The 26,854-nt window shown below is 71.1% G+C and carries 15 protein-coding genes, 1 tRNA gene, 2 rRNA genes and 1 pseudogene; 15 read left to right on the forward strand and 4 right to left on the reverse strand.

What is annotated here, in order from left to right; genetic code table 11:
* The 4 genes from ACWD5D_RS00005 to ACWD5D_RS00020 all read left to right on the forward strand — a co-directional run.
* Positions 1-97: ribosomal RNA gene (locus tag ACWD5D_RS00005) — 23S ribosomal RNA — on the forward strand; the annotation flags it as partial.
* 84 nt (positions 98-181) lie between these two features.
* Positions 182-298, forward strand: a 5S ribosomal RNA gene (gene rrf / locus ACWD5D_RS00010).
* 114 nt (positions 299-412) lie between these two features.
* On the forward strand, positions 413-1,075 hold the full coding sequence (locus ACWD5D_RS00015) for a DegT/DnrJ/EryC1/StrS family aminotransferase (protein WP_451371008.1): 663 nt from the start codon (positions 413-415) through the stop codon (positions 1,073-1,075).
* 98 nt (positions 1,076-1,173) lie between these two features.
* A tRNA-Thr gene (locus tag ACWD5D_RS00020) sits at positions 1,174-1,246 on the forward strand.
* Between the two features lie 92 nt (positions 1,247-1,338).
* Here ACWD5D_RS00020 and ACWD5D_RS00025 read toward each other — a convergent pair.
* Positions 1,339-4,095, reverse strand: coding sequence for a SpoIIE family protein phosphatase (locus ACWD5D_RS00025; RefSeq protein WP_451370471.1), 2,757 nt, complete (start codon positions 4,093-4,095; stop codon positions 1,339-1,341).
* A gap of 406 nt (positions 4,096-4,501) precedes the next feature.
* On the opposite strand from ACWD5D_RS00025, the gene ACWD5D_RS00030 reads away from it, so the two are divergent.
* The 10 genes and pseudogenes from ACWD5D_RS00030 to ACWD5D_RS00075 all read left to right on the forward strand — a co-directional run bounded on the left by ACWD5D_RS00030 (position 4,502) and on the right by ACWD5D_RS00075 (position 18,937).
* A complete protein-coding gene (locus ACWD5D_RS00030) occupies positions 4,502-9,952 on the forward strand; it encodes a HAMP domain-containing protein (protein WP_451370472.1) in 5,451 nt (1,816 codons plus the stop codon).
* A gap of 273 nt (positions 9,953-10,225) precedes the next feature.
* Complete coding sequence (locus ACWD5D_RS00035; protein WP_451370473.1) at positions 10,226-10,906, forward strand: response regulator; 681 nt, start codon at positions 10,226-10,228, stop codon at positions 10,904-10,906.
* A gap of 124 nt (positions 10,907-11,030) precedes the next feature.
* Positions 11,031-13,766, forward strand: a complete 2,736-nt coding sequence (locus ACWD5D_RS00040) for a DNA translocase FtsK (protein WP_451370474.1) — start codon at positions 11,031-11,033, stop codon at positions 13,764-13,766.
* Between the two features lie 299 nt (positions 13,767-14,065).
* Positions 14,066-14,911, forward strand: coding sequence for a helix-turn-helix domain-containing protein (locus ACWD5D_RS00045; RefSeq protein ID WP_451370475.1), 846 nt, complete (start codon positions 14,066-14,068; stop codon positions 14,909-14,911).
* Between the two features lie 92 nt (positions 14,912-15,003).
* Positions 15,004-16,476, forward strand: coding sequence for a 30S ribosomal protein S12 methylthiotransferase RimO (gene rimO / locus ACWD5D_RS00050; protein ID WP_451370476.1), 1,473 nt, complete (start codon positions 15,004-15,006; stop codon positions 16,474-16,476).
* Positions 16,473-17,240, forward strand: a complete 768-nt coding sequence (gene pgsA / locus ACWD5D_RS00055) for a CDP-diacylglycerol--glycerol-3-phosphate 3-phosphatidyltransferase (protein ID WP_451370477.1) — start codon at positions 16,473-16,475, stop codon at positions 17,238-17,240. Before rimO ends, pgsA begins: the two co-directional genes overlap by 4 nt.
* Positions 17,237-17,782: a CinA family protein gene (locus ACWD5D_RS00060; protein ID WP_451370478.1), complete on the forward strand. Its 546-nt coding sequence runs from the start codon at positions 17,237-17,239 to the stop codon at positions 17,780-17,782. The genes pgsA and ACWD5D_RS00060 overlap by 4 nt, the downstream gene beginning before the upstream one ends.
* A 109-nt stretch (positions 17,783-17,891) precedes the next feature.
* Positions 17,892-18,266: a helix-turn-helix domain-containing protein gene (locus ACWD5D_RS00065; RefSeq protein WP_451370479.1), complete on the forward strand. Its 375-nt coding sequence runs from the start codon at positions 17,892-17,894 to the stop codon at positions 18,264-18,266.
* Between the two features lie 201 nt (positions 18,267-18,467).
* Positions 18,468-18,542, forward strand: a pseudogene (locus ACWD5D_RS00070) (DNA starvation/stationary phase protection protein); the annotation flags it as partial.
* Positions 18,543-18,658: 116 nt separating this feature from the next.
* On the forward strand, positions 18,659-18,937 hold the full coding sequence (locus tag ACWD5D_RS00075) for a hypothetical protein (RefSeq protein WP_451370480.1): 279 nt from the start codon (positions 18,659-18,661) through the stop codon (positions 18,935-18,937).
* Here ACWD5D_RS00075 and ACWD5D_RS00080 read toward each other — a convergent pair.
* The 3 genes from ACWD5D_RS00080 to ACWD5D_RS00090 form a co-directional block, all read right to left on the reverse strand.
* Positions 18,885-19,649 carry an SDR family NAD(P)-dependent oxidoreductase gene (locus ACWD5D_RS00080; RefSeq protein ID WP_451370481.1) on the reverse strand — a complete coding sequence of 255 codons (765 nt, stop codon included), beginning with the start codon at positions 19,647-19,649 and terminating at the stop codon, positions 18,885-18,887. The two genes, ACWD5D_RS00075 and ACWD5D_RS00080, sit on opposite strands and share 53 nt — an antisense overlap.
* A gap of 61 nt (positions 19,650-19,710) precedes the next feature.
* On the reverse strand, positions 19,711-20,571 hold the full coding sequence (locus ACWD5D_RS00085) for an Fpg/Nei family DNA glycosylase (protein WP_451370482.1): 861 nt from the start codon (positions 20,569-20,571) through the stop codon (positions 19,711-19,713).
* Between the two features lie 110 nt (positions 20,572-20,681).
* On the reverse strand, positions 20,682-25,751 hold the full coding sequence (locus ACWD5D_RS00090; protein ID WP_451370483.1) for a DEAD/DEAH box helicase: 5,070 nt from the start codon (positions 25,749-25,751) through the stop codon (positions 20,682-20,684).
* A 258-nt stretch (positions 25,752-26,009) separates the two neighbouring features.
* Here ACWD5D_RS00090 and ACWD5D_RS00095 point away from each other — a divergent pair, with 258 nt between their 5' ends.
* Positions 26,010-26,849 carry an AraC family transcriptional regulator gene (locus tag ACWD5D_RS00095; RefSeq protein ID WP_451370484.1) on the forward strand — a complete coding sequence of 280 codons (840 nt, stop codon included), beginning with the start codon at positions 26,010-26,012 and terminating at the stop codon, positions 26,847-26,849.
* The last annotated feature ends 5 nt before the right edge of the window (positions 26,850-26,854 follow it).

A 26,854-nucleotide genomic window follows, 5' to 3' on the forward strand; every position in this document is an offset into this window, starting at 1 on the left:
GTAAGGCTCCCAGTAGACGACTGGGTTGATAGGCCAGATATGGAAGCCTGGTAACGGGTGGAGTTGACTGGTACTAATAGGCCGAGGGCTTGTCCTCAGACGCTCGCGTTCACTGTGTTGGTTCTGAAACCACGAACAGCCCCGCTGATGAAGCGGTGTGGCGTTCACAGTTTCATAGTGTTTCGGTGGTCATAGCGTGAGGGAAACGCCCGGTTACATTCCGAACCCGGAAGCTAAGCCTCACAGCGCCGATGGTACTGCAGGGGGGACCCTGTGGGAGAGTAGGACGCCGCCGAACTAATATTGAAAGGGTCGGACCCTGAACTTCGGTTCAGGGTCCGACCCTTTTTTGGTATGCGTAACTTCATGTTCACGTTGCGCACTCAGCATCCATCACATGGGTACTGCTGCAATGCTCAGGGCCGCCGGCGTCGGAGTCGGCGATGAGGTCGTCGTACCGGCCTTCGGGAACGTCGAAGTCGCCGAGGCCGTGACCCTGGCGGGTGCGCTCCCGGTGTTCGCCGACATAGACCCGCTCACGTACTGCCTGGACGCGGCAGCCGTGGAGGCGGCCGTAACGTCCCGTACCGCGGCGGTCGTTGTCGTACACCGCTTCGGACGGCGGGCCGGCATCGGGCGGTTGCACGAGATAGGGCAGCAGCACGGTCTGCTCGTGCTGGAGCGGGGCGAGTCCGAGGCTCCGTACGACGAGATAGCGCAGCGCAGGGAGCGGGCGGCGTACCTCGATGCCAAGCTCAGGGGTGTGCGGACGCCGGACGGCGGTGACGGGCACACCTACCAGCAGTACGTGGTGCGGGTGCCGGGCAACGGGCGGCCGGATCGCGACGCCTTCGCACGGGCCCTGCGGGCCAGGGGGGTTGACTGCCGGGTGCCCGTGAAGACGCCCGTACACCGGTTGCCCGAGTTTCGGCGCTGCGTGGCGCTGCCGGAGACCGAGCTGGCCGCCGACGAGACGCTGGCGCTGCCCGTGGACGCGGCCCTGACCAAGCGGGAGATGCAGCGCATCGTTTCGGCGTGCAACACGCTCGGGGGACTGCTTCAGCCCGCCTTCTGATCGAGGCCCATCTGATCGAGGCTCAACGGATTTTGGAAGTCCGGCCTGTTCAGGGTACGATCTTTTTGTTGCCGCGAGGGAAACCTCGAAAGTGACAAGCCCCTATAGCTCAGTCGGTAGAGCGTCTCCATGGTAAGGAGAAGGTCAACGGTTCGATTCCGTTTGGGGGCTCAAGGAAAAAGGCCTCGCCCTTAGGGCGGGGCCTTTTTGCATGCCCGGATAGGGCGCTGCTCCCGGAGATGAGCCCGGGGCGGGCCCCGGGCTCAGTCCTGCTGAAGTCCCGGGACCCGCATGGCCAGAATCGCCATGTCGTCCGACGGGGCGTCGGACGCGAAACGCTCCACCGCGCGCATGATGCGGGCCGCGACCGCGCCCGCGGTCAGGCCCGTGCAGGTGGTGAGGACGTCGGCGAGGCCATCGTCGCCCAACATGCGTGTGCCCTCGCGGCGTTCGGTGACGCCGTCCGTGACGCAGAGCAGGACGTCACCGGGGTCGAGGGTGACCGTCTCCTCGTACAGGTCCAGGTCCTCGATGACGCCGAGGAGCGGCTGCGGTTCGGCCGCCGCGGCCACCGTGCCGTCCTGGCGCAGGCGCAGGGGGAGCGGATGGCCGGCGCAGACCACCTTCAGTTCGGCGCTGCCGTCCGCCTGGGGCCGCATCTCGCCGTACAGCAGGGTCAGGAAGCGGCTGCGGTCGCCCTCGTCGAGGATCGCGGAGTTCAGGCGCTCGAGGACCGCAGGACCGCTCAGGCCCTCACGGGCCAGCAGGCGCAGGGCGTGCCGGGCCAGGCCCGTCACGGCCGCTGCGTTGGGGCCGGTGCCGCAGACGTCGCCGATGGCGAAACCGTACGCGCCGTTGCCGATGGGGAAGAGGTCGTAGAAGTCGCCACCCACCTCGTTGCCCTCGCCGGCCGCGCGGTAGATGACCTCGACCTCGACGCCGTCGATGTTCGGCAGGCCGGGCGGCAGGAGGCTGCGCTGGAGGGACTGGCTGATGGCCGTGCGCTCCGAGTACAGGCGGGCGTTGTCCAGGGCCAGGGCGGCCCGGCGGGACAGGTCTTCGGCCAGTTCCAGGATCTCCTGGCGGAAGTGTTCGTCAGTGGGCTTGCCGAGGGTCAGCATGCCGATGACGCGGTTGCGTGCGACCAGCGGCAGGACGACCGTCTCGCCGCCGACGGCGGAGGCCGTCGCGAGGGTCGGGCCGATACCCGGGGCGACCTGGTGCGTGGGGCCGCCGGCGAGGCCGAGGCTGCGCATCGAGGTGCGCAGGGCCGCCTGGTGGGCGACCTCGCCGGGCACGGTCCAGACGCGGGCGCCGGGCGTCGGCACCGGGTCGGGCGGGGGGACCTTCGACAGCAACGACTTGATGCCGTCGATGAGTTCCTCGTCCTCGTGCAGGACGTACGACAGATACGGTTCCGAGGCCTGGTCGGCGATCGTGTAGACGGCGCACCACGTGGCCAGGGTGGGGACCGTCATCTGGGCCATCAGGGCCAGGGTCTGGTCGCGGTCCAGGGTGCCGGCCAGCAGGTCGGAAGCCTCGACGAGGAAGCTGAGGGAGCCGCGGCGCAGCCGCTCCAGCTCGCCCAGGCGGGCCGACTCGACGGCCAGGGCGATGCGGTCGGCGGCGAACTGGAGGCGCAGCGCCTCCTCGTTGGAGTACCGGGTGGGCGCCTCGGCCGCGACGCCGAGCGAGCCGGTGAGGCGGCCCTCGACCTTCAGCGGGACCGTGACGACCGAGCGCATGCCGGTGCCGGCCAGGAGGGGGACGGCGCCGGGGACGGCGTCGAGGTCGTCGTGGACGGCCGGCATGCGCGCGGAGCCGTAGCGGCCGGGGCCGGCGTCCACGGGGACGCGGGCGAAGCGCTGGCGCGCGGAGGGCAGGCCGGTGGAGGCGCGGACCTCCAGCTCGGTCTCGTCGTCGGTGGCCAGCAGCAGGAACGCGGAGTCGCCGTCGAGCATGTCCCGGGCGCGCTCCACCGTGCGCTGCAGCAGGCCGTCGAGATCGTCCGGGGCGGGGGAGCCGATGAACACCTCGAACGGGTCGGTGTTCTGCCCGTCGGAGCCGGTGCCCTGGTCGCTGGTGTGAACGCGCTGCGGTGTCTGCAGGACGGCGCGTTCGTGGTCGCGTACCAGGAGGCAGACGGTGGAGGGTTCGCCGCCGGTGTCGCGGACCCTGAGGTGGGAGGCGTACACGCGGGCCACCCGGCCGTCGGCGCCGCGAATGCCGTAGCTGCCCTCCCAGCGGGAGAGCCGCAGGGCCTCGGCGATGCCGGTGGCGGTGCCCGGGGTGTGCGGCCAGGCCGCGAGGTCGGTGAGGGGCCTGCCGATGACGTCGTCCGGGGCGTAGCCGAACAGATGCTCCGCGTCCTCGTTCCAGGAGCCGATGGCGCCCTTCCGGTCGATCTGGAGGACCGCGACGCGGACCCGGGCGTCGGCGAGCGGCAGGAGGTCGGCGGGCAGGGCAGGGCCGGCGGCGCGGGTGCCCACCGGGCGTTCGGGCAGGTCCAGCTGGAACCAGACGTTCTTGTGGGTGGGCGTGTAGTCGACGCCCCAGCGGGTGGCCAGGGCCGCGCACAGCTGGAGACCGCGGCCGCCCTCGCGGTCGGGGTTGGCCATCGCGGCGTGGGCGCTCTGGAGGGGGACCTCGCGCTCGGGGTAGCGGTCCGACACCTCGATGCGTACGCCGTCCTCGGCACGCAGGCACAGCACCTCGGCGTGGGTGCCCGCGTGGACCACGGCGTTGGTCACCAGTTCACTGGTGAGCACCACGGCGTCGTCGATGATGTCGGCGAAGCCCCAGCCCTGGAGGGTGTCGCGGACGAAGGATCGGGCGGTCGCGACCGATCGCCCGACGGGCTCGAAGCTGGCGGCCGCGCGCGCGGTGATCACAGAACTCCTCGGCCTGTCGTCGACGTGCAGGGCTGGTCGGCCGGCCGGGTCGTGCCGCTGCTGCGGCATCCGCTCGCCCGTCGGCCGTGGCTCCGGGGAGTCTCCCCCGGGGATCAGTCCGGTGGTCATGGTCTGCGGCCGCCCCTCCGATGCCCGCTCGTTCTGGTGCCACCGCCCAGGCCGGTCGGACCGGTGCGGCTGGACAGCCGCATGCAAGGTTACTTACCTTCACCGTCCGAGCGGATGCCGGTCGCCCGTGTTTACCCCCCAGGGTGTGCGGACGATGTGCGAAGCTGCCGAACTGTTATGGCCTGGTTCGGCCGGGGTGAAACACTGGGCAAGCTTCTGGTGAAGGTCCGGTCGGGCTGCGTGCGTTCCGCGTACGGCGGGCAGCAGGTCTTGGTGTGGCCGGTTCTCATCTGGCACAAATACCGAGCAGTAATGAGTACGCGGAAGTAACCGGTATGCCGGAAGCGGCACGCCGGGACGAAGCGGCCGAGCAGCAGTAACGGTCTACCCCTCCGGGAGGGACACAGTGGAGTCTGGCGGAGCGACGCGGGGCACGAAGACGCGCGCGAAAGGTGGACCGTCCCTGGGCAGGAACGGCGGCACCACCGCCGTGGACACGGCTGCCCTGAACCGGCTGCTGGCGGCTCTCGTGTCGATGCGCGACGGAAACTTCCGCAAGCGGCTCACGGTGTCCGGGGACGGCGTGATGTCGGAGATCGCGGCGGTCTTCAACGAGGTGGCCGACCGCAACATGCACCTGACCGGTGAGCTTTCCCGGGTGCGCCGCATGGTGGGGCGTGAGGGAAAGCTCACGGAACGGCTGGAGACGGGCGCCTGCGAGGGTTCCTGGGCGACCGCGATCGACCACTCCAACGCGCTCGTCGACGATCTGGTGTGGCCCGTCTCCGAGGTCAGCCGGGTGCTGACGGCGGTGGCCGAGGGTGATCTGTCGCCGCGCATGGATCTGCGCACGCAGGCGCCGGACGGGACCGGACATCCGCTGCGGGGCGAGTTCCTGAAGGTCGGCCGTACCGTCAACAACCTGGTCGACCAGCTGTCGACGTTCACCGACGAGGTCACGCGTGTGGCCAGTGAGGTCGGCACGGAGGGCAAGCTCGGCGGGCAGGCACGCGTGCGCGGGCTGTCCGGCTCGTGGAAGGACCTCACGGACTCCGTCAACACGATGGCGTCCCGGCTCACCGCCCAGGTGCGGGACATCGCCCTGGTGACGACCGCGGTCGCCAAGGGTGACCTGTCGCGGAAGGTCACCGTCCATGTCGCCGGTGAGATGCTGGAGTTGAAGAACACCGTCAACACGATGGTCGACCAGCTCTCCGCGTTCTCCTCGGAGGTGACGCGGGTCGCGCGCGAGGTCGGCACGGACGGCATCCTCGGTGGTCAGGCGCACGTCCCGGGGGTCGACGGCACCTGGAAGGAACTCACCGACTCGGTGAACCTGATGGCCGGCAACCTGACGGCCCAGGTGCGGGGCATCGCCCAGGTCACCACCGCGGTGGCCAACGGTGACCTGTCGCAGAAGGTGACCGTTCCGGCGCGGGGCGAGGTCGCGCAGCTCGCGGACACGATCAACCAGATGACCGAGACGCTGCGGATCTTCGCGGACGAGGTCACGCGAGTGGCCAACGAGGTCGGTGCCGGGGGCCGGCTGGGCGGTCAGGCGACCGTGCCGGGCGTCGCCGGAACCTGGAAGGACCTCACCGACTCCGTCAACACGGTGTTCCGGAACCTGACGACGCAGGTGCGGGACATCGCCGCGGTGACGACCGCCGTGGCGAGCGGTGACCTGTCGCAGAAGGTCACCGTGGACGTGGCCGGCGAGATGCTGGAGCTGAAGAACACCGTCAACACGATGGTGGACCAGTTGTCGGCGTTCGGTGCCGAGGTGACCCGGGTCGCCCGGGAGATCGGTGTCGAGGGTGAGCTGGGCGGTCAGGCCCAGGTACCGGGAGCGGCCGGTACCTGGAAGGACTTGACGGACTCCGTCAACACCGCGTTCCGCAACCTCACGGGGCAGGTGCGCAACATCGCCCAGGTGACGACCGCGGTGGCCAATGGTGACCTCTCCCAGAAGGTCACCGTGGACGTGTCCGGTGAGATGCTCCAGCTGAAGAACACCGTGAACACGATGGTGGACCAGTTGTCGAGCTTCGCCGACCAGGTCACGCGGATGGCCCGGGACGTGGGCACGGAGGGCCGCCTCGGCGGTCAGGCCAGGGTGGACGGTGTGTCGGGCACCTGGAAGGAACTGACGGACTCCGTCAACTTCATGGCCGGCAACCTCACCTCCCAGGTGCGGCAGATCGCCCAGGTGACGACGGCCGTGGCGCGCGGCGACCTGTCCCAGAAGATCGACGTCGACGCGCGCGGCGAGATTCTCGAACTGAAGAACACGATCAACACGATGGTCGACCAGCTCTCCGCCTTCGCCGACCAGGTGACCCGGGTGGCCCGGGACGTGGGCACGGAGGGCCGCCTCGGCGGTCAGGCGCAGGTTCCGGGCGTCGCCGGTGTGTGGCGGGATCTGACCGACTCCGTGAACGGCATGGCGGGCAACCTGACGGCCCAGGTGCGCAACATCGCCCAGGTCGCCACCGCCGTGGCCCGCGGTGACCTCTCCCAGAAGATCACCGTGGACGCGCGCGGGGAGATCCTGGAGCTGAAGAACACCCTGAACACGATGGTCGACCAGCTGTCGTCGTTCGCCCAGGAGGTCACGCGTGTGGCCCGTGAGGTGGGCACCGAGGGCATCCTGGGCGGTCAGGCGGAGGTGCAGGGTGTCTCCGGCACCTGGAAGGACCTCACGCAGTCCGTGAACTTCATGGCGAACAACCTGACGATCCAGGTGCGCAACATCGCCGAGGTCACGACCGCGGTCGCCAAGGGTGACCTGTCGAAGAAGATCACTGTTGACGCGAAGGGCGAGATTCTCGAGCTCGTCACGACGGTCAACACGATGGTTGACCAGCTGTCCAGCTTCGCCGAGCAGGTGACCCGGGTGGCCCGTGAGGTGGGCACCGAGGGCATCCTGGGCGGCCAGGCGCACGTTCCGGGTGTCACGGGCATCTGGAAGGACCTGAGCAACAACGTGAACCTGATGGCCAACAACCTGACCATGCAGGTGCGGAACATCTCCCAGGTGTCCGCGGCCGTCGCCAACGGTGACCTGACGCGTCAGGTCACCATCGAGGCGCGCGGCGAGGTGGCGCAGCTCGCCGACACCATCAACACGATGGTGAAGACGCTGAGTTCGTTCGCCGACCAGGTCACCAAGGTGGCCCGTGAGGTGGGCACGGACGGCATCCTGGGCGGCCAGGCGCATGTGCCGGGTGTGGCCGGCACCTGGAAGGACCTCACCGAGTCCGTGAACCAGATGGCGTCCAACCTGACCGGTCAGGTGCGCAACATCGCCATGGTCACCACGGCCATCGCCAAGGGTGACCTGACGAAGAAGATCGACATCGACGCCCGCGGTGAGATTCTCGAGCTGAAGACGACGATCAACACGATGGTCGACCAGCTGTCCAGCTTCGCCGAGGAGGTCACGCGTGTGGCCCGTGAGGTGGGCACCGAGGGGCAGCTCGGCGGTCAGGCACGCGTGCGTGACGTCGACGGCACCTGGCGCGACCTCACCGAGTCCGTGAACGAGATGGCCGGGAACCTTACCCGGCAGGTGCGTGCCATCGCGCGCGTGGCGACCGCGGTGACCCGCGGTGACCTGAACCTGAAGATCGACGTGGACGCGTCCGGCGAGATCCAGGAACTGCAGGACTACATCAACAAGATGATCGCCAACCTGCGCGACACCACGATCGCCAACAAGGAGCAGGACTGGCTCAAGGGCAATCTCGCCCGCATCTCGGCGCTGATGCAGGGCCGACGGGACCTGGAGGACGTGGCCTCGCTGATCATGAGCGAGCTGACCCCGGTGGTCTCCGCGCAGCACGGCGCGTTCTTCGTGACGATGCCGATCATGGACGGCCAGGACCTCGCAGGCGACGACGAGGACCGCTACGAGCTGCGGATGCTCGGCTCGTACGGCTACTCGATGGGCTCCATGCCGACGTCGTTCCGGCCCGGTGAGGGGCTGATCGGCACGGCCGCCCAGGAGAAACGCGCGATCCTGGTGGAGAACGCGCCCAGCGGCTACCTGAAGATCTCCTCCGGCCTCGGCGAGGCCCCGCCGGCGCAGGTGATCGTGCTGCCGGTGCTGTTCGAGGGCAAGGTGCTCGGCGTGATCGAGCTGGCGTCCTTCACCCCGTTCACGCAGATCCAGAAGGACTTCCTCAACCAGATCGCCGAGATGATCGCGACCAGCGTCAACACCATCTCGGTCAACACCAAGACCGAGCAGCTGCTGAAGCAGTCGCAGGAGCTGACCGAGCAGCTGCGCGAGCGGTCGGCCGAGCTGGAGAACCGGCAGAAGGCGCTTCAGGCCTCCAACGCGGAGCTGGAGGAGAAGGCCGAGCTGCTGGCCCGGCAGAACCGGGACATCGAGGTGAAGAACACCGAGATCGAGGAGGCCCGGCAGGTCCTGGAGGAGCGTGCCGAGCAGCTCGCGGTGTCGATGCGCTACAAGAGCGAGTTCCTCGCCAACATGTCGCACGAGCTGCGCACCCCGCTCAACTCCCTGCTGATCCTCGCCAAGTTGCTCGCCGACAACGCCGACGGCAACCTCTCCCCGAAGCAGGTCGAGTTCGCCGAGACCATCCACGGCGCCGGCTCCGACCTGCTGCAGCTGATCAACGACATCCTCGACCTGTCGAAGGTCGAGGCGGGCAAGATGGACGTCTCCCCGACGCGCATCGCCCTCGTCCAGCTCGTCGACTACGTGGAGGCCACCTTCCGGCCGCTGACCGCGGAGAAGGGCCTGGACCTGTCGGTACGGGTCTCCCCGGAGCTGCCGGCGACCCTGCACACCGACGAGCAGCGACTGCTGCAGGTGCTGCGCAACCTGCTGTCGAACGCCGTGAAGTTCACCGACTCCGGGTCGGTGGAGCTGGTGATCCGGCCCGCCGGTGTCGGCGTGCCGCAGTCCGTCAGGGAGCAGTTGCTGGAGGCCGGTGCGCTGACCGATCCGGACGCCGAGCTGATCGCGTTCTCGGTGACCGACACGGGCATCGGTATCGCTGCCAGCAAGATGCGGGTGATCTTCGAGGCGTTCAAGCAGGCGGACGGCACGACCAGCCGCAAGTACGGCGGCACCGGTCTCGGCCTGTCGATCTCCCGGGAGATCGCACAGCTGCTCGGCGGTGAGATCCACGCGCAGAGCGAGCCGGGCCGCGGCTCCACGTTCACGCTGTACCTGCCGCTGCACCCGAGCGAGCTCCCGCCGCAGGGCTACCAGCAGCCTGTGGTCCCCCTGGAGGCCGGTGAACTGGTCGCCTCCGAGGTGTATCTGTCCTCGGAGCTGTCCGCCGTGGAGATCGAGACGCCGGCCGAGGTGAAGTCGTACCAGGAGACGCGGAACGGGCCGGCCGCCCTCTTCCGGCGCCGCCGCCGGAGCCTGCCGCCGGCCGACCAGTGGACGGCCGGCGGCGAGCAGCAGGAGAGCGCGGCGGAGCAGGCGCGCGCGGTGCGGTTCGGCGGGGAGAAGGTGCTGATCGTCGACGACGACATCCGCAACGTGTTCGCGCTCACCAGCGTCCTGGAGCAGCACGGTCTTTCGGTGCTGTACGCCGAGAACGGGCGTGAGGGCATCGAGGTGCTGGAGCAGCACGAGGACGCGGCGGTCGTCCTGATGGACATCATGATGCCGGAGATGGACGGGTACGCGACGACCACGGCGATCCGCCGGATGCCGCAGTTCGCCGGGCTGCCGATCATCGCGCTGACGGCGAAGGCGATGAAGGGCGACCGGGAGAAGGCGATCCAGTCGGGTGCCTCGGACTACGTCACGAAGCCGGTGGATCCCGATCACCTGCTGGCGGTGATGCGGCAGTGGATGCGGGAGGAGTGAGGGAACCGGGCGGCCGTCGGTGAACGTTGAGGGTACGGCGGGTGTGAATGCGGAACCGTCGTCGCGTCGGCGCCGACGACGTGATGGAATCTGGGATTCCGGGAACCTTCCGGGGTCCGTCCGCGTTTCTGTTATGTGCACAGTGACATCGCGGTGACAGGGTGTGGCGACGGGCGGGGTACGGCTACGATGACCGGCACAAGGACGGGCGGCGAAAGGGAGTCGTCCCCTGGGGCGGCGCCCGGTGTACCGCCGGGGCGAGGAGGGCGGGCCATGGTGCAGAAGGCCAAGATCCTCCTGGTCGATGACCGGCCGGAGAATCTGCTGGCGCTGGAGGCCATCCTCTCTGCGCTCGATCAGACGCTGGTGCGGGCATCGTCCGGGGAGGAAGCGCTCAAAGCACTGCTCACGGACGATTTCGCGGTCATCCTGCTGGATGTCCAGATGCCGGGCATGGACGGTTTCGAGACCGCCGCGCACATCAAGCGGCGGGAGCGGACCCGGGACATCCCGATCATCTTCCTGACCGCCATCAACCACGGCCCGCACCACACCTTCCGGGGCTACGCGGCGGGCGCGGTCGACTACATCTCAAAGCCGTTCGACCCGTGGGTGCTGCGCGCCAAGGTCTCGGTGTTCGTCGAGCTGTACATGAAGAACTGCCAGCTGCGGGAGCAGGCGTCGCTGCTGCGGCTCCAGTTGGAGGGTGGCGGGAAGGGCGCGGTCGCCGGCAAGGAGTCGGCCGGACTGCTCGCGGAACTCTCCGCGCGGCTCGCGGCCGTGGAGGAGCAGGCCGAGGCGCTGTCCAAGCAGCTGGACGACGAGTCCGCGGACGCGGCCGCGGTGGCCACCGCAGCCCATCTGGAGCGCAAACTCACCGGGTTGCGCCGCGCACTGGACGCCCTGGAGCCGGGCACGGGCAGCGGCGGGCCGGTCCTGCCGACGCAGAACTGACGTACCGCGACAGCGGGGTTGGCCATGAGCATGCGTCAGTTCCGCGTCACCGCAAGGGCGACACGAACGGGTGAAGCCCTGGGCACACGTGTCCGCCGTGGTCTCCCCCGGTAACCTCACACCCATGGCCTCACGTCCCTCCGCAGCCAAGAAGCAGCCCGCCAAGAAGGCGGCCGCTCCCGCGAAGGCTCCGGCGAAGAAGGCCGCCGCGAAGAAGGCCCCGGCCAAGAAGGCGCCTGCCAGAAAGGCTCCGGCGAAGAAGGCCGCGCCGCCCAAGCCGGCCCCGAACCCCACCGGGGGCGTGTACCGGCTTGTGCGCGCCCTCTGGCTGGGCGTCGCGCACGCGGTCGGCGCCGTCTTCCGGGGCATAGGGCAGGGCGCGAAGAACCTCGACCCGGCGCACCGCAAGGACGGCGTCGCGCTGCTGCTGTTCGGCATCGCCCTGATCGTCGCCGCCGGCACCTGGGCCGATCTACACGGTCCTGTCGGCGGCCTGGTGGAGATCCTGGTCACCGGCGCCTTCGGCCGGCTCGACCTCCTCGTGCCGATCCTGCTCGCCGTGATCGCCGTACGGTTCATCCGGCACCCGGAGAAGCCGGACGCCAACGGCCGGATCGTGATCGGTCTGTCCGCGCTCGTCATCGGCGTGCTCGGCCAGGTCCACATCGCCTGCGGCTCGCCCGCCCGCAGCGACGGCATGCAGGCCATAAGGGACGCCGGCGGCCTCATCGGCTGGGCGGCCGCGACCCCGCTGACATCCACGATGACCGAGGTGCTCGCGGTACCCCTGCTGGCGCTGCTGACGATCTTCGGGCTGCTCGTGGTGACCGCCACCCCGGTCAACGCCGTCCCGCAGCGCCTGCGCGCGCTCGGCGTGCGCCTGGGGGTGCTGCACGACCACACCGCGGACGAGTTCCTCGAGGACGACGAGCGCTACGAGGAGCAGTGGCGCGAGGCGGTTCCCGGGCGCTCCCGCGGGCGCCGGAGCGCCCCCCTGGCGTACGAAGCCGACGACGCCGAGGACGCCGAGGAAGCGGCCCTCTCGCGGCGCCGCGGCCGTCCCAGGCGCTCCGCGGTGCCGCAGCCCGATCCGCAGCGTCAGATGGACGCCGTGGACGTCGCCGCGGCCGCCGCGGCCGCGCTCGACGGTGCCGTCCTGCACGGCATGCCGCCGTCCCCGCTCGTCGCCGACCTCACCCAGGGCGTGAGCGTGGGCGAGCGCGAGGAGACCACACCCGTCCCCGCACCGTCGCCCGTGCCGGCACCGGCCTCCCGCCCCAAGCAGGAGAAGCTCAAGGCCGACAGCGTCCCGGACCTCACGAAATCCGCCCCGGACGCGCCCCGCGACCTGCCCCCGCGCGCGGAGCAGCTCCAGCTCTCCGGGGACGTCACGTACGCGCTGCCGTCGCTGGACCTCCTCACGCGCGGAGGCCCCGGAAAGGCGCGCAGTGCGGCGAACGACGCCATCGTCGACTCCCTGCGCAACGTCTTCACCGAGTTCAAGGTCGACGCCGACGTCACCGGATTCACCCGCGGACCGACGGTCACCCGCTACGAGGTCCAGCTCGGCCCCGCGGTGAAGGTCGAGCGGATCACCGCGCTCACCAAGAACATCGCGTACGCCGTCGCCAGCCCGGACGTGCGGATCATCAGCCCGATCCCCGGCAAGTCCGCGGTCGGCATCGAGATCCCCAACACCGACCGCGAGATGGTCAACCTCGGCGACGTGCTGCGACTCGCGGAGTCCGCCGAGGACGACGACCCGATGCTGGTCGCCTTCGGCAAGGACGTCGAGGGCGGGTACGTGATGCACTCACTGGCGAAGATGCCGCACATGCTGGTCGCGGGCGCGACCGGATCCGGCAAGTCGTCCTGCATCAACTGTCTGATCACGTCGGTGATGATGCGGGCGACCCCGGAGGACGTCCGCATGATCCTGGTGGACCCCAAGCGGGTCGAGTTGACCGCCTACGAGGGCATCCCGCACCTGATCACGCCGATCATCACCAACCCCAAGCGGGCCGCCGAGGCCCTGCAGTGGGTCGTGCGCGAGATGGACCTGCGCTACGACGACCTGGCCGCGTTCGGCTTCCGGCACATCGACGACTTCAACCAGGCCATCCGCGACGGCAAGGTGAAGCTGCCCGAGGGCAGCGAGCGAGAGCTGCACCCGTACCCGTACTTGCTGGTGATCGTCGACGAGCTGGCCGACCTGATGATGGTCGCCCCGCGTGACGTCGAGGACGCGATCGTGCGCATCACGCAGCTCGCGCGCGCGGCCGGCATCCACCTGGTGCTCGCCACGCAGCGGCCGTCGGTCGACGTCGTCACCGGTCTGATCAAGGCGAACGTGCCCTCCCGGCTGGCCTTCGCCACCTCCTCGCTCGCCGACTCCCGGGTCATCCTCGACCAGCCCGGCGCCGAGAAGCTGATCGGCAAGGGCGACGGTCTGTTCCTGCCGATGGGCGCGAACAAGCCAACCCGTATGCAGGGCGCGTTCGTGACCGAGGGCGAGGTCGCGGCCGTCGTCCAGCACTGCAAGGACCAGATGACGCCGGTCTTCCGGGAGGACGTCGTCGTGGGTACGAAGCAGAAGAAGGAGATCGACGAGGACATCGGCGACGACCTCGACCTGCTGTGCCAGGCCGCCGAGCTGGTGGTCTCCACCCAGTTCGGGTCGACGTCCATGCTCCAGCGCAAGCTGCGCGTGGGCTTCGCCAAGGCCGGCCGGCTCATGGACCTCATGGAGTCCCGGAACATCGTCGGGCCCAGCGAGGGCTCCAAGGCACGTGACGTTCTCGTGAAGCCGGACGAGCTGGACGGCGTGCTCGCCCTGATTCGCGGGGAGTCTGAGGGGTAAGGCCGCGCGCTGCCCGGCGTGTCGGACTACGCCGGGTGGCGGCATCGCCGTGATCCACCCGTCCGAACCCGTGATCCACCTGTTAGAAGCCGACGAGCAACCGTTTCCCCTTGTCGTACGTCAAGTTGAGCGAGAGAACAGGCGGGGAGCCCGAACAGGGGTCCGTGCCCGTTCCCCCGTCGGGCTGACCGGCCGTTCCGATGGCGTACAAATATCACCGCCCGGTTGCCCCACCCTTTCGTACCCCCCCTAGACTGAACCTCCAGCACAGGTGGCTCAAACGCTCGAAAGGCGCCCCCGTGTCCATCGGCAACTCCCCTGAAGACGAGCGTCCGTTCCACGACATGTCCGAGGAAGACCGTCCCTCCGTGGGGCACGCGCTGCAGCAGGCGCGCATCGCGGCCGGGCTCACCGTCGACGACGTCAGCAGTGCCACTCGCGTCCGTATCGCCATCGTGCATGCCATCGAGGCGGACGACTTCGCTCCCTGCGGCGGCGACGTGTACGCCCGTGGGCACATCCGCACGCTGGCCAGGGCCGTCCACCTCGATCCCGGACCGCTGCTCGCGCAGTTCGACGCGGCGCACGGCGGGCGCCCCGCGCCCACCCCGGCGGCACCTCTGTTCGAGGCCGAGCGGATCCGTCCCGAGCGGCGCGGACCCAACTGGACCGCGGCCATGGTCGCCGCGATCGTCGCGGTGATCGGCTTCGTCGGGTTCACCGCGTTCAAGGGCGGCGACAGCGGGAGCGACGGCAAGTCGCAGGTCGCCGACGGCGGCGCCTCGCCCTCCGCCGGCCAGACCGCCTCGCCCACCCCCACCAAGGACAAGCCCGCCCCGCCGAAATCCGACCCGTCCGACAGCGCCATCGCTGCCGCGCCGCAGGACAAGGTGACCGTCCAGGTCAGCGCGGACAACGGGCGCAGCTGGATCTCCGCCAAGGACCACAACGGCCGGATGCTCTTCGACGGGCTGCTGAACAAGGGCGAGTCCAAGACCTTCCAGGACAGCTCCAAGATCAACCTGATCCTGGGGGACGCCGGAGCGATCCAGCTGTACGTCAACGGCAAGAAGATCCACGACGACTTCCAGCCCGGTGCCGTCGAGCGCCTCACGTACACGAAGGGTGACCCCGAGGTCGGGTAACGGCCCGGGAAGGTGCGGATGTGACGGGGTTGGCCAGGATCGGCCAACCCCGTCGACGTGGGGTGTCAGACAGACAAAGTAGTCTTGAGCCCATGCCTGAACGCCGTACCGTCGCACTTGTCACTCTCGGCTGCGCCCGTAACGAGGTGGACTCGGAGGAGCTCGCAGGCCGTTTGGAGGCGGACGGCTGGCAGCTCGTCGAGGACGCCGCGGACGCCGATGTCGCCGTGGTCAACACCTGTGGTTTCGTCGAGGCCGCCAAGAAGGACTCGGTCGACGCCCTCCTGGAGGCCAACGACCTCAAGGATCACGGCAGAACCCAGGCCGTCGTGGCGGTGGGCTGCATGGCCGAGCGGTACGGCAAGGAGCTGGCCGAGGCCCTGCCCGAGGCCGACGGTGTGCTCGGCTTCGACGACTACGCGGATATCTCCGACCGCCTGCAGACCATCCTGTCCGGCGGCATCCACGCCGCCCACACCCCGCGCGACCGCCGCAAGCTGCTGCCGATCAGCCCGGCCGAGCGCCAGGAGTCGGCCGCAGCCGTCGCGCTGCCCGGCCACGGCCCCAGCGACCTCCCCGACGGCGTCGCCCCCGCCTCCGGCCCGCGCGCGCCCCTGCGCCGCCGCCTGGACGGCTCCCCGGTCGCCTCGGTCAAGCTCGCCTCCGGCTGCGACCGGCGCTGCTCCTTCTGCGCCATTCCGTCCTTCCGCGGCTCCTTCATCTCGCGCCGGCCCGGTGACGTGCTGAACGAGACCCGCTGGCTGGCCGAACAGGGCGTGAAGGAGATCATGCTGGTCTCCGAGAACAACACCTCCTACGGCAAGGACCTGGGCGACATCCGCCTGCTGGAGTCCCTGCTGCCCGAGCTGGCCGAGGTCGACGGCATCGAGCGCGTGCGCGTCACCTACCTCCAGCCGGCCGAGATGCGCCCGGGCCTGATCGACGTGCTGACCTCCACCCCGAAGGTCGCCCCGTACTTCGACCTGTCCTTCCAGCACTCCGCCCCCGACGTGCTGCGCGCCATGCGCCGCTTCGGCGACACCGACCGCTTCCTGGAGCTGCTGGACACCATCCGCTCCAAGGCCCCCCAGGCCGGCGTGCGCTCCAACTTCATCGTCGGCTTCCCCGGCGAGCGCGAGTCCGACCTCGCCGAACTGGAGCGCTTCCTGACCGGCGCCCGGCTGGACGCCATCGGTGTCTTCGGCTACTCCGACGAGGAGGGCACGGAAGCGGCGACGTACGACGCCAAGCTCCCCCAGGACGTCGTCGACGAGCGTCTCGCCCACATCTCCCGGCTCGCCGAGGAACTCGTCTCACAGCGCTCCGAGGAGCGCCTCGGAGAAACCGTGCACGTCGTCGTCGAGTCCGTCGACGAGGAGGAGGGCGTGTACGGCCGTGCCGCGCACCAGGCGCCGGAGACGGACGGCCAGGTCCTCCTCACGAGCGGCGAGGGCCTGAGCGTCGGACGTATGGTCGAGGCGAAGGTGGTCGGTACCGAAGGTGTCGACCTGGTGGCCGAGCCGCTGGCCGGCTCGCTCGCGTGTAGTGAGGAGGCGGGCAGATGACCGGAGTCCCGGCATCCGCCGCAGGCGGCTCCTCCGGCGCGCACGGCGCCCGGGGCCAGGCCGCTGCCGACGGCGCTGTTCCCGAGGCCTCCGGCTCTGTTCCCGCTCCCGACTCCGGCACGGCGGGTGACGCCAAGCCCGCGCGTGGCGGGAAGCTGACGGCCGCGGCCGTCAACCAGGCCAGCGTGTGGAACGTCGCCAACCTGCTGACCATGTTCCGGCTGGTCCTCGTCCCCGGGTTCGTGGCGCTGATGCTGGCGGGCGGTGGCTACGACCCGGCCTGGCGCTCGCTCGCCTGGGCGGCCTTCGCCATCGCCATGATCACCGACCTGTTCGACGGTCATCTGGCGCGCACCTACAACCTGGTCACCGACTTCGGAAAGATCGCCGACCCCATCGCCGACAAGGCGATCATGGGGGCGGCGCTCATCTGTCTGTCCGCCCTCGGTGATCTGCCCTGGTGGGTCACGGCGGTGATCCTCGGCCGGGAACTCGGCATCACGCTGCTGCGTTTTCTGGTCATTCGCTACGGCGTGATCCCGGCCAGCCGCGGGGGCAAACTGAAGACACTCACCCAGGGCATCGCCGTCGGGATGTACGTCCTGGCACTGACGGGGTGGCTGGCCACCCTGAGGTTCTGGGTGATGGCCGCGGCGGTCGTCCTCACCGTCGTCACCGGCCTCGACTACGTGAGACAGGCCATTGTGCTGCGCAGGCAGGGAATCGCCGAGCGCGCGGCAGCGTTGGAGGAGAACAAAGCGTGAAGTCCACGGCCACCGAACTGGTGCGACTACTGACGGTCAGGGGCGAGACCCTCGCCGTCGCGGAGTCGCTCACCGGTGGCCTGGTCGCCGCGGAGATCACCGCGGTCCCCGGCGCCTCCAAGGTGTTCCGGGGCTCGGTCACCGCTTACGCCACCGAGCTGAAGCAGCAGCTGCTGGGCGTCGACGCTACTCTGCTGGCCCACCACGGAGCCGTGGACCCGCAGGTGGCGGCCCAGATGGCCGCCGGAGTGCGCAAGGCCCTCGGCGCCGATTGGGGCCTCGCGACAACCGGGGTCGCCGGACCCGACCCGCAGGACGGCAAGCCCGTCGGGACGGTGTTCGTGGCCGTCGACGGGCCCCTCACGGGCGCCTCCGGTTCCGCCGGTGGCGGAAAAGTGGGGGCCCTGCGGTTGAACGGCGACCGTGCGGAAATTCGTATGGAGAGTGTACGGAGCGTACTCGCACTGCTTCTGAAGGAGCTTGCGGGCGAACAGACCGGGAATGAGCGGGCACAGGATACGGAACAGAACGGGGGGTTTTGATGTTTGCAGCCCTGAGTGAACACGACATCGCTCCCCGCACGGCCGCAGCGCGAGGCGGTACGGTGGGGCGAGAAGGATGCGGCTACGCGGTCCGAGGAGGGAGCCACCGATGATTCTGCTCCGTCGCCTGCTGGGTGACGTGCTGCGTCGGCAGCGCCAACGCCAGGGCCGTACTCTGCGCGAAGTCTCCTCGTCCGCCCGAGTCTCACTCGGCTATCTCTCCGAGGTGGAGCGGGGGCAGAAGGAGGCTTCCTCCGAACTGCTCGCCGCCATCTGCGACGCGCTGGACGTACGGATGTCGGAACTCATGCGGGAAGTGAGCGACGAACTGGCGCTCGCCGAACTGGCCCAGTCCGCCGCGGCCACCGAGTCTGTGCCCACGCCGGTCCGTCCGGTGCTGGGTTCCGTGTCGGTGACCGGTGTGCCTCCGGAACGGGTGACCATCAAGGCGCCCGCCGGAGCGGTGGACGTGGTCGCCGCGTGACGCCTGCGCGCGCGGCCTAGCGACCCATACGTGTGAAGCCCCGGCCGGGCTTCTCCGGGAACACCCGGGGAGCGCGGCCGGGGCTTTCGCGTGTTCCGGGCGCCTCAGGAACCGCCCCGGGAGCCCCATGAGGTCCGGGCGCGGCCGGTGACCTTGCTCCGTTTGCCGGAGTCCGGCGGGACGGTCATGGTGGAGGGGCGAGATCCCGTGTCCCAGGACACCTTCATCGGGATCACGGCCGGCCTGGAGAAGCATCACCGGATGTTCCAGGCGGACAGACATCCAGCGGTACCGGCCGGGGCTGGAAGGGCCCGGCGTTGCATCGGTGAGCCCTTGGTGCGCCGTTCTCGCGGGTCATGCGGCGGTCTAGCGTCCGGCTGGAGGTGGCGGCCATGGTGGGGCGGGCAGTGCGGTGGGGGGCCGGTCTCGGGTTGGGAGCGGCGTGGTGGTGGGCCGTGCTGCGGATCTCCCTCGGGCAGGGTGCCGGTGTCCTCGAAGGGGCCGTGGCGGTCAGCGGTTGGGGGCTGAGCCTGCTGCCGGTCCACTGCATGCCCAAGGGGCGGGCGGCCGGCGCCGTGGCAACGGGGCGGTGGCGGCGGGCCTGGCGGACGGGGAGCGCTACCACGGCATCGCCACACCCCCGTTCGGGCGAAGGATCTGACCCGTCGTGAACGCCGAGGCGTCCGACGCCAGGTAGAGCACCGTGTGCGCGACGTCGTCCGGCTCACCGACCCTGCCCAGCGGCGACATGCGCGCCATCAGCGACTCGGTGTGCGCCTGCTGTCCGCTGTCGTGGCGGTCCGTCATGGGAGTACGGATCCAGCCCGGTGCGACCGCGTTCACCCGGATGCCGTACCTGCCGACCTCGGTGGCCAGCGTCTTCGTCAACTGGACCACCGCCGCCTTCGCCGCGCCGTAGCAGAGCAGCCCGGGGCCGCCGGTGTCGACGGCGCCGGAGGCCATGGTGACGATGCTGCCCCGGGTGTCGTGGTCGAGCATCAGCCGGGCCGCCTCCTGGCAGGCGTACAGCACGCCCTTGAAGTTGACGCCGAGCACCCGGTCGAGGTCCTCGTCCCGGGTCCGAAGGACCGGGCTGCTGTGCATGATCCCGGCGATCGCCGCCATCACGTCCAGACGTCCGCAGGAGCGGACGGCCGCGCCCAGGGACGACCGGTCGGTGACGTCGAGGACGTGCGTACGGGCGCTGCCGCCGCGGTCCTCGATCAGTTTGGCGGTGCCGCGCAGACCGTCCGCGTCCCGGTCGGCGCAGTGCACCGCGGCTCCCGCCTCGGCCAGCAGGACGGCGGAGGCCCGGCCGATGCCGCCGGCGGCTCCGGTGACGAACGCGGTGCGTCCGGTGAGGTCGTACGCCATGAGGGGCATACGGCGACGGTACGAGCGTTTCTGACGGACCGTCAATTGGTTGGGTGGGGGCGAATGCCGGTCAGTGGGCGCGAGGTGGGGAGGGGCGGCGCGGGTGGCGCTCGCGCCATGGCCGGGGTGCTCCCGGTGCCGGAGCGGGGCCGGTCTGGCAGGTGGGGCACCAGTACGTGGGGCGCTCCTGGGATCCGTCGCCCTGATCGGCCACGCGGATCGGGGTGTGGCAGCGCAGGCAGGGGCGGGGGGACCGGCCGTAGACGAACAGGTCGTGCCGGTGCAGGCCCGTGGTCTGGCGGACCGGGCGGTCGCGGTTGGCTTCCAGGAGCTTCTTGGCCACGGCGGGCAACTGGGCGGCGTGCTCCGCGGGCAGGGCACCGACCGGCAGCCACGGGGTCACGCCGAGCAGAAAGCACAGCTCGCTCTTGTAGATGTTGCCGACGCCGGCGAGATTGCGCTGGTCGAGCAGGGCCTCGCCGAGCGGACGGGCGGGGTCCGCGAGGAGGTTGGCGAGGGCGCGCTCGGGATCCCAGTCCGGGCCGAGCAGGTCCGGGCCGAGGTGGCCGACGACACGCTCCTCCTCGCCGGTGCGCAGCAGCTCCAGCACCTGGAGGCGGTAGCCGACGGCCGTGCGGTCGGCGGTGCCGAGGACCGCGCGGATCTGGTGCGCCGGGCCGCCCCGCCAGCGCTCGCCCGCGCCGAACACCTTCCAGGCGCCCTCCATACGCAGATGCGTGTGCAGGGTCAGGCCGCCCTCGAAGCGGGTCAGCAGGTGTTTGCCGCGCGGCGCGGTGTTCAGGACCGTACGGCCGGTGAGGTCGACCGTGGCGTACTTCGGCACCCGGAAGTCGCTGCGGGTCAGCACCTTGCCCGCGAGGGCGTCGTGCAGCCGCTTCGCGGCCTGCCAGACCGTGTCACCTTCGGGCATGCGTCCAGGGTGCCACGGCCGGATCAGGTCCGGCGGGCCGCGTCGTGGGCGACGGACAGCGCTGCGGACCACGGGCCCGCGTTGTGTGTGGAGCCCCGCGGCCCGGGCGCTCAGGCACGCAGGCGCAGGCCGCGCGGGGTCGCTATGAAGCCGGCTCCCTCCAGGAGGGCGCCCGCGGGGGAAGTCAGGGCCTGGGCGCCGTTGATCCGCTCGACCGTCACCGTGCCGAGGGAGCCCGCGCGGGCGGCCGCGGCCAGGGCTTCCGCGGCCGTGCGCAGACGCGGATCGTCGTCGGCGACCGTGTCCGGGGTGGAGGGCCAGGCCAGCAGGGTCTTGCCGCCGCGCTCCATGTACAGCGTCAGCTCGCCCTCGACCAGGACGACCAGCGAGCCGGCCTTGCGGCCCGGCTTGTGCCCGGCCCCGGCCGGCGGCTCGGGCCAGGGCAGGGCCGCGCCGTACGCGTTCGCGGGGTCGGCGGCGGCCAGCACCACCGCGCGCGGATCGGGGGCCGAGGAGCGCGTACGGCGGTCACCGAAGCGGCCGTTCGCCTGCGAGCCGTACGAGGAGGCGGAGCCGCCGCCTCGGGGGCCGCCGTAGCCGGGAGAGGCGAAGGGGTCGGCGGAGGCGCGGTCGCGTGGGGACACGTAGTCGCCGGGGGAGGCGCGGTGGCTCTCCGGTGGCCAGGAGAAGTCGCCGGGCGCGGCGGGAAGACCCTCGGGTGGCCAGGTGAAGTCGCCGTCGAGCCCGGGGTGGGCGAGGGCGCTGTCCGCCTGGTCGAAGGCGTTGGGGGTCGTGTGCGCGTCGCTGGGGAAGGGTGGGGTGCTTCCCGGGAATGGTCGCGTGCCGCCCGGGAAAAGCGGGGTGGAACCGTGGCCGTCGGGCAGGCCGAAACCGTTCGCGGAGTCCGGAGCGGGCAGGGCCTCGCCGCGTTCGCGCGCGTTGGACACCGCGCGGAGCCGGTCGACCGCGCCGTCCATCGCGAACTGGGCCGCGCCCAGGCCCTCGACCACGTAACCGCGCCTCGCCTGACCGCTCTCCTCGAAGGCGGACAGCACGCGGTACACCGCCGAGAAACCGCCCTCGACCCCCTCCGCGGCGACCGCTCCCCGGGTCACCACGCCGTGCCGGTCGAGGAGCGCGCGAGCCCGCGCGTGGGCGCGCACGGTGGCGTCCGGTTCGGGGGCGGGGAGCAGGGACCAGCGGCCCGCGACGGTCGGCGGCCCGGTACGGGAAGCGGTCCTCGCCGCGGCGGTCAGGGAGCCGTAGCGCCCGCGCGGGACGGTCCGTTTGGCGCGGTGGGCCGTCGAGCCCGCGGTGCGGCCGGAGCCCAGGAGCGAGCGCATCGGGGCGAGGGTGTCGTTGGTGAGCCGCCCGGACCAGGCCAGGTCCCACAGGGCGTCGGCCAGTTGGGGATCGGTGGCGTCGGGATGTGTGGTGACGCGGACCTGGTCGGCGATCTGCCGGAAGAACAGGCCGTAGCCGCCGGAGAGGGTGTCCAGGACGGACTGGTGGAGCGCGGTCAGCTCCAGGGGGTGCGGTGGCGGCAGGAGCAGCGGGGCCGTGTCCGCCAGATAGAGGCAGACCCAGCCGTCCTTGCCGGGCAGCGCGCCCGCTCCCGCCCACACCACCTCGCCCGCGGCGGTGAGTTCGTCGAGCATCGCCGGTGTGTAGCCGGCCACGCGGGACGGCAGGACGAGCTTCTCCAGCGCGGACGCGGGCACGGACGCGCCCTGCAACTGCTCGACGGCGCGCACCAGTCCGTCGATACCGCGCAGGCCGTGGCCCCTGCCGACGTGCTGCCACTGCGGCAGGAACTGGGCCAGCGCGGCGGGCGGCACGGGCTCCAGCTCGTGCCGCAGCGCGGCCAGGGAACGGCGGCGCAGCCTGCGCAGTACGGCCGCGTCGCACCACTCCTGGCCGATGCCCGCCGGGTGGAACTCGCCCAGTACGACACGGCCGTTCGCGGCGAGCCGTTGCAGCGCGCCCTCGGTGACCGCCACGCCCAGGCCGAAGCGGGCCGCGGCGGTGGCCGAGGTGAAGGGGCCATGGGTGCGGGCGTAGCGCGCGAGAAGGTCGCCGAGCGGATCCTTGACCGGCTCGGTGAAGGCCTCGGGGACACCGACCGGCAGCGCCGTGCCGAGCGCGTCGCGCAGGCGCCCGGCGTCCTCGACGGCCGCCCAGTGGTCGGCGCCGGCGATGCGGACCTTGATGGCCCGCCGGGCTCCCGCCAGTTCCGATGCCCACTGCGGCTCGGCGCCGCGCTCGGCCAGCTCGGCGTCGGTCAGCGGGCCGAGCAGGCGGAGCACGTCGGCGACGCCCTCGACGTCCTTGACCCGGCGGTCCTCGGTGAGCCACTGGAGTTCGCGCTCCAGCTCGCTGAGCACCTCCGCGTCGAGCAGCTCGCGCAGCTCCGCCTGGCCCAGCAGCTCGGCCAGCAGCCGGGAGTCCAGGGAGAGGGCGGCGGCACGGCGCTCGGCGAGCGGGGAGTCGCCCTCGTACAGGAACTGGGCGACGTAACCGAAGAGCAGGGACCGGGCGAAGGGGGACGGCTCCGGGGTGGTGACCTCGACCAGGCGGACCTTGCGGGACTCGATGTCGCCCATCAGCTCGGCCAGCCCGGGGACGTCGAAGACGTCCTGGAGGCACTCGCGGACCGCCTCCAGGACGATGGGGAAGGAGCCGAACTCGCTGGCCACCTGGAGCAGTTGGGCAGCGCGCTGGCGCTGCTGCCACAGCGGGGTGCGCTTGCCGGGACTGCGGCGCGGCAGCAGCAGCGCGCGGGCGGCGCACTCGCGGAACCGGGAGGCGAACAGGGCGGAGCTGCCGACCTGGTCGGTGACGATCTGGTCGACCTCACCCTTGTCGAAGGCGACGTCCGCCGCACCCACCGGTGCCTGGTCGCTGTCGGCCGCCGTGTCGAGGGGTGTGCCGGTCCTCAGGGGTTCCTGGTCGAGGAGGTCCAGGCCCATCAGGTCGGCGTCGGGCAGGCGCAGCACGATCCCGTCGTCTGCGTGCATGACCTGTGCGTCCATGCCGTACCGCGCGGAGAGCCGGGCGCCGAGCGCGAGGGCCCAGGGGGCGTGGACCTGGGCGCCGAAGGGGGAGTGGATGACGACCCGCCAGTCGCCGAGCTCGTCGCGGAAGCGCTCGACCACGATCGTGCGGTCGTCCGGGACGTGACCACAGGCCTCGCGCTGTTCGTGCAGGTACGACAGCACGTTGTCCACAGCCCACGCGTCCAGGCCCGCGGCGAGCAGGCGCAGCCGGGCGTCGTCCTTGGGCTGGGAGCCGACCTCGCGCAGGAACGCGCCCACCGCGCGGCCCAGTTCGAGCGGGCGGCCCAGCTGGTCGCCCTTCCAGAACGGCAGTCGGCCCGGCACGCCGGGGGCGGGGGAGACCAGGACCCGGTCGCGCGTGATGTCCTCGATGCGCCAGGAACTCGTGCCCAGCGTGAAGACGTCGCCGACCCGGGACTCGTACACCATCTCCTCGTCCAGCTCGCCGACCCGGCCGCCGCCCTTCTTGGGGTCGGAACCGGCGAGGAAGACACCGAAGAGGCCGCGGTCGGGGATGGTGCCGCCGGAGGTGACGGCGAGGCGCTGGGCGCCGGGCCGGCCGGTGATCGTGCCTGCGACGCGGTCCCACACCACGCGCGGGCGCAGTTCGGCGAACGCGTCCGACGGGTAGCGGCCCGCGAGCATGTCGAGGGTGGCCGTGAACGCCGACTCGGGCAGCGAGGCGAAGGGCGCCGCGCGGCGGACCGTGGCGAGCAGGTCGTCGTACTGCCAGGTGTCCAGTGCCGTCATGGCGACGAGCTGCTGGGCGAGCACGTCCAGCGGGTTCGCCGGCACTTTCAGGGACTCGATGGCACCGGTGCGCATCCGCTCGGTGACCACCGCCGCCTGCACCAGATCGCCCCGGTACTTGGGGAAGACCACACCGGTCGAGACCGCGCCCACCTGGTGCCCCGCGCGGCCGACGCGCTGCAGTCCGGAGGCCACCGACGGCGGGGACTCGACCTGCACGACGAGGTCGACGGCGCCCATGTCGATGCCCAGCTCCAGGCTGGAGGTGGCGACCACCGCCGGCAGCCGGCCCGCCTTCAGGTCCTCCTCCACGAGGGCGCGCTGTTCCTTGGAGACCGAGCCGTGGTGCGCGCGGGCGATCACGGGGGGTGCGCCCTGGGCGGCGCCCGAGCCGCCCATCAGCTGGGCCGGGGCGTGGTGTTCCTCCAGGGGCTCGCCGGTCGCCCGCTCGTAGGCGATCTCGTTGAGCCGGTTGCACAGCCGCTCAGCCAGGCGCCGCGAGTTGGCGAACACGATCGTCGAACGGTGGGCCTGGACCAGGTCCGCGATCCGCTCCTCCACATGGGGCCAGATCGACGGCCGCTCCGCCCCGTCGTTGCCGTCGGCGGCCGGGGAGCCTCCCAGCTCGCCCATGTCCTCGACCGGGACGACCACGGACAGGTCGAACTCCTTGCCGGACTCCGGCTGGACGATCTCCACCTTGCGGCGCGGCGACAGATACCGCGCCACCTCGTCCACCGGGCGCACGGTCGCCGACAGGCCGATCCGGCGGGCCGGCTTCGGCAGCAGCTCGTCCAGCCGCTCCAGGGAGAGCGCGAGATGCGCGCCGCGCTTGGTGCCCGCGACCGCGTGCACCTCGTCGAGGATCACCGTCTCGATACCCGTCAGCGCGTCGCGCGTGGACGACGTCAGCATCAGGAACAGCGACTCGGGGGTGGTGATCAGGATGTCCGGCGGGCGGGTGGACAGGGCGCGCCGCTCGGCGGCCGGGGTGTCACCGGAGCGGATGCCGACCTTGACCTCGGGCTCGGGCAGGCCCAGGCGCACGGACTCCTGGCGGATGCCGGTCAGCGGGCTGCGCAGATTGCGCTCGACGTCGACCGCGAGGGCCTTCAGCGGAGACACGTACAGCACCCGGCAGCGCTTCCTCGGGTCGGCCGGGGGCGAGGTCGAGGCCAGCTGGTCCAGGGCGGCGAGGAAGGCGGCCAGTGTCTTGCCCGAGCCGGTCGGGGCGACCACCAGCACGTCCGAGCCCTCCTCGATGGCCTGCCACGCGCCCGCCTGGGCCGCGGTCGGCGCGGAGAACGCCCCCGTGAACCAGCCGCGGGTCGCGGGGGAGAAGCCGTCGAGGGCTCGGTGTGCGGAGCTGACCATGCGTCCATCCTGCACCCCGCCACTGACAAACGTGCTGACCTGGGCAAACGGGGTGAGCGGGGTGGGCAGGGTGGGCTGGTGTCGGCGGTGGGCCGGTGGACGGGGCGGAGGGGGGCCGCCGCTGGGCGTGGAGGGGAGGGCCAGCGGGGCGTGGAGTGGTGGGGCGGCCGGGCTTGGAGCGGACGGCCGCCGGGCGTGGAGGGGAGGGGCCGCCGGGCTTCGAGCGGAGGGCCGCCGGGCGTGACGGAGAATGGGCGCATGGCGGGATCACGGGAGCGGGCGCGGCACTGGCGGTACGAGGAGCTGCCCGGCGTCGACCTGCTGCGGGCCCGGTACATCCGCAAGACCTTCGTCCGGCACACCCACGAGAACTTCGTGATCGCGGCGATCGCCGACGGGGTCGAGGTCTTCCAGCACCGCGGCTCCGACGTGTCCGCCGGGGCGGGGGCGCTCGCCCTGGTCAACCCGGACACCCCGCACACCGGCCGGGCCGGCGTTCCCGAGGGCTGGCGGTACGGCGCCATCTACCCGTCGCCCGACGTGGTGGCTCGGATCGCGGCCGAGACCACCACGATCCGGGGCACACCCGGCTTCGTCAGTCCGGTCCTCGACGACCCGTCCACCGTCCGCCTGGTCCACCAGGTGCTCCGCGCCACAGAGGAGGGCAACGCCCTCGCGGCCGACACCCTGCTGCGTGTCGCCGTGACCAGGCTGCTCCAGCTGAACGGAGGGCCGCTGCCGCAGCGCCGGACGCGGACGGCCGGTGCCGCGATCGCCGCACGCGCGCGGACCGTCCTCGAGGAGCGGATGGCCGAGCCGCCGACCCTGGAGCGCCTGGCCACCGACCTCGGGACCAGCCCCTTCGCTCTGCTGAGGGCCTTCCGTGACGCCTACGGCATGCCCCCGCACACCTGGCTCACCGACGCCCGGGTCCGCCGTGCCCGGCTTCTGCTGGACGCGGGAACCGCCCCTGCCGAGGCGGCCCTCTCCGTCGGCTTCACCGACCAGCCCCACCTCAACCGGCACTTCACCCGGATCGTCGGCGTGCCGCCGGGCGCCTATCAGCGCGAGCGCAAGAACGTACAAGACTCGAACTGAAGGCC

The sequence above is a fragment of the Streptomyces sp. NPDC002520 genome, from assembly GCF_053595235.1.

What these genes read in the sequence shown, in the direction of transcription:
- ACWD5D_RS00090 (WP_451370483.1), bottom strand. Translation starts at nt 25,751, where the DNA reads ATGGTCAGCTCCGCACACCGAGCCCTCGACGGCTTCTCCCCCGCGACC.
- ACWD5D_RS00025 (WP_451370471.1), bottom strand. Translation starts at nt 4,095, where the DNA reads ATGACCACCGGACTGATCCCCGGGGGAGACTCCCCGGAGCCACGGCCG.
- rimO (WP_451370476.1), top strand. Translation starts at nt 15,004, where the DNA reads ATGCCTGAACGCCGTACCGTCGCACTTGTCACTCTCGGCTGCGCCCGT.
- ACWD5D_RS00015 (WP_451371008.1), top strand. Translation starts at nt 413, where the DNA reads ATGCTCAGGGCCGCCGGCGTCGGAGTCGGCGATGAGGTCGTCGTACCG.
- ACWD5D_RS00065 (WP_451370479.1), top strand. Translation starts at nt 17,892, where the DNA reads ATGATTCTGCTCCGTCGCCTGCTGGGTGACGTGCTGCGTCGGCAGCGC.
- pgsA (WP_451370477.1), top strand. Translation starts at nt 16,473, where the DNA reads ATGACCGGAGTCCCGGCATCCGCCGCAGGCGGCTCCTCCGGCGCGCAC.
- ACWD5D_RS00040 (WP_451370474.1), top strand. Translation starts at nt 11,031, where the DNA reads ATGGCCTCACGTCCCTCCGCAGCCAAGAAGCAGCCCGCCAAGAAGGCG.
- ACWD5D_RS00035 (WP_451370473.1), top strand. Translation starts at nt 10,226, where the DNA reads ATGGTGCAGAAGGCCAAGATCCTCCTGGTCGATGACCGGCCGGAGAAT.
- ACWD5D_RS00080 (WP_451370481.1), bottom strand. Translation starts at nt 19,649, where the DNA reads ATGCCCCTCATGGCGTACGACCTCACCGGACGCACCGCGTTCGTCACC.
- ACWD5D_RS00085 (WP_451370482.1), bottom strand. Translation starts at nt 20,571, where the DNA reads ATGCCCGAAGGTGACACGGTCTGGCAGGCCGCGAAGCGGCTGCACGAC.
- ACWD5D_RS00095 (WP_451370484.1), top strand. Translation starts at nt 26,010, where the DNA reads ATGGCGGGATCACGGGAGCGGGCGCGGCACTGGCGGTACGAGGAGCTG.
- ACWD5D_RS00075 (WP_451370480.1), top strand. Translation starts at nt 18,659, where the DNA reads ATGGTGGGGCGGGCAGTGCGGTGGGGGGCCGGTCTCGGGTTGGGAGCG.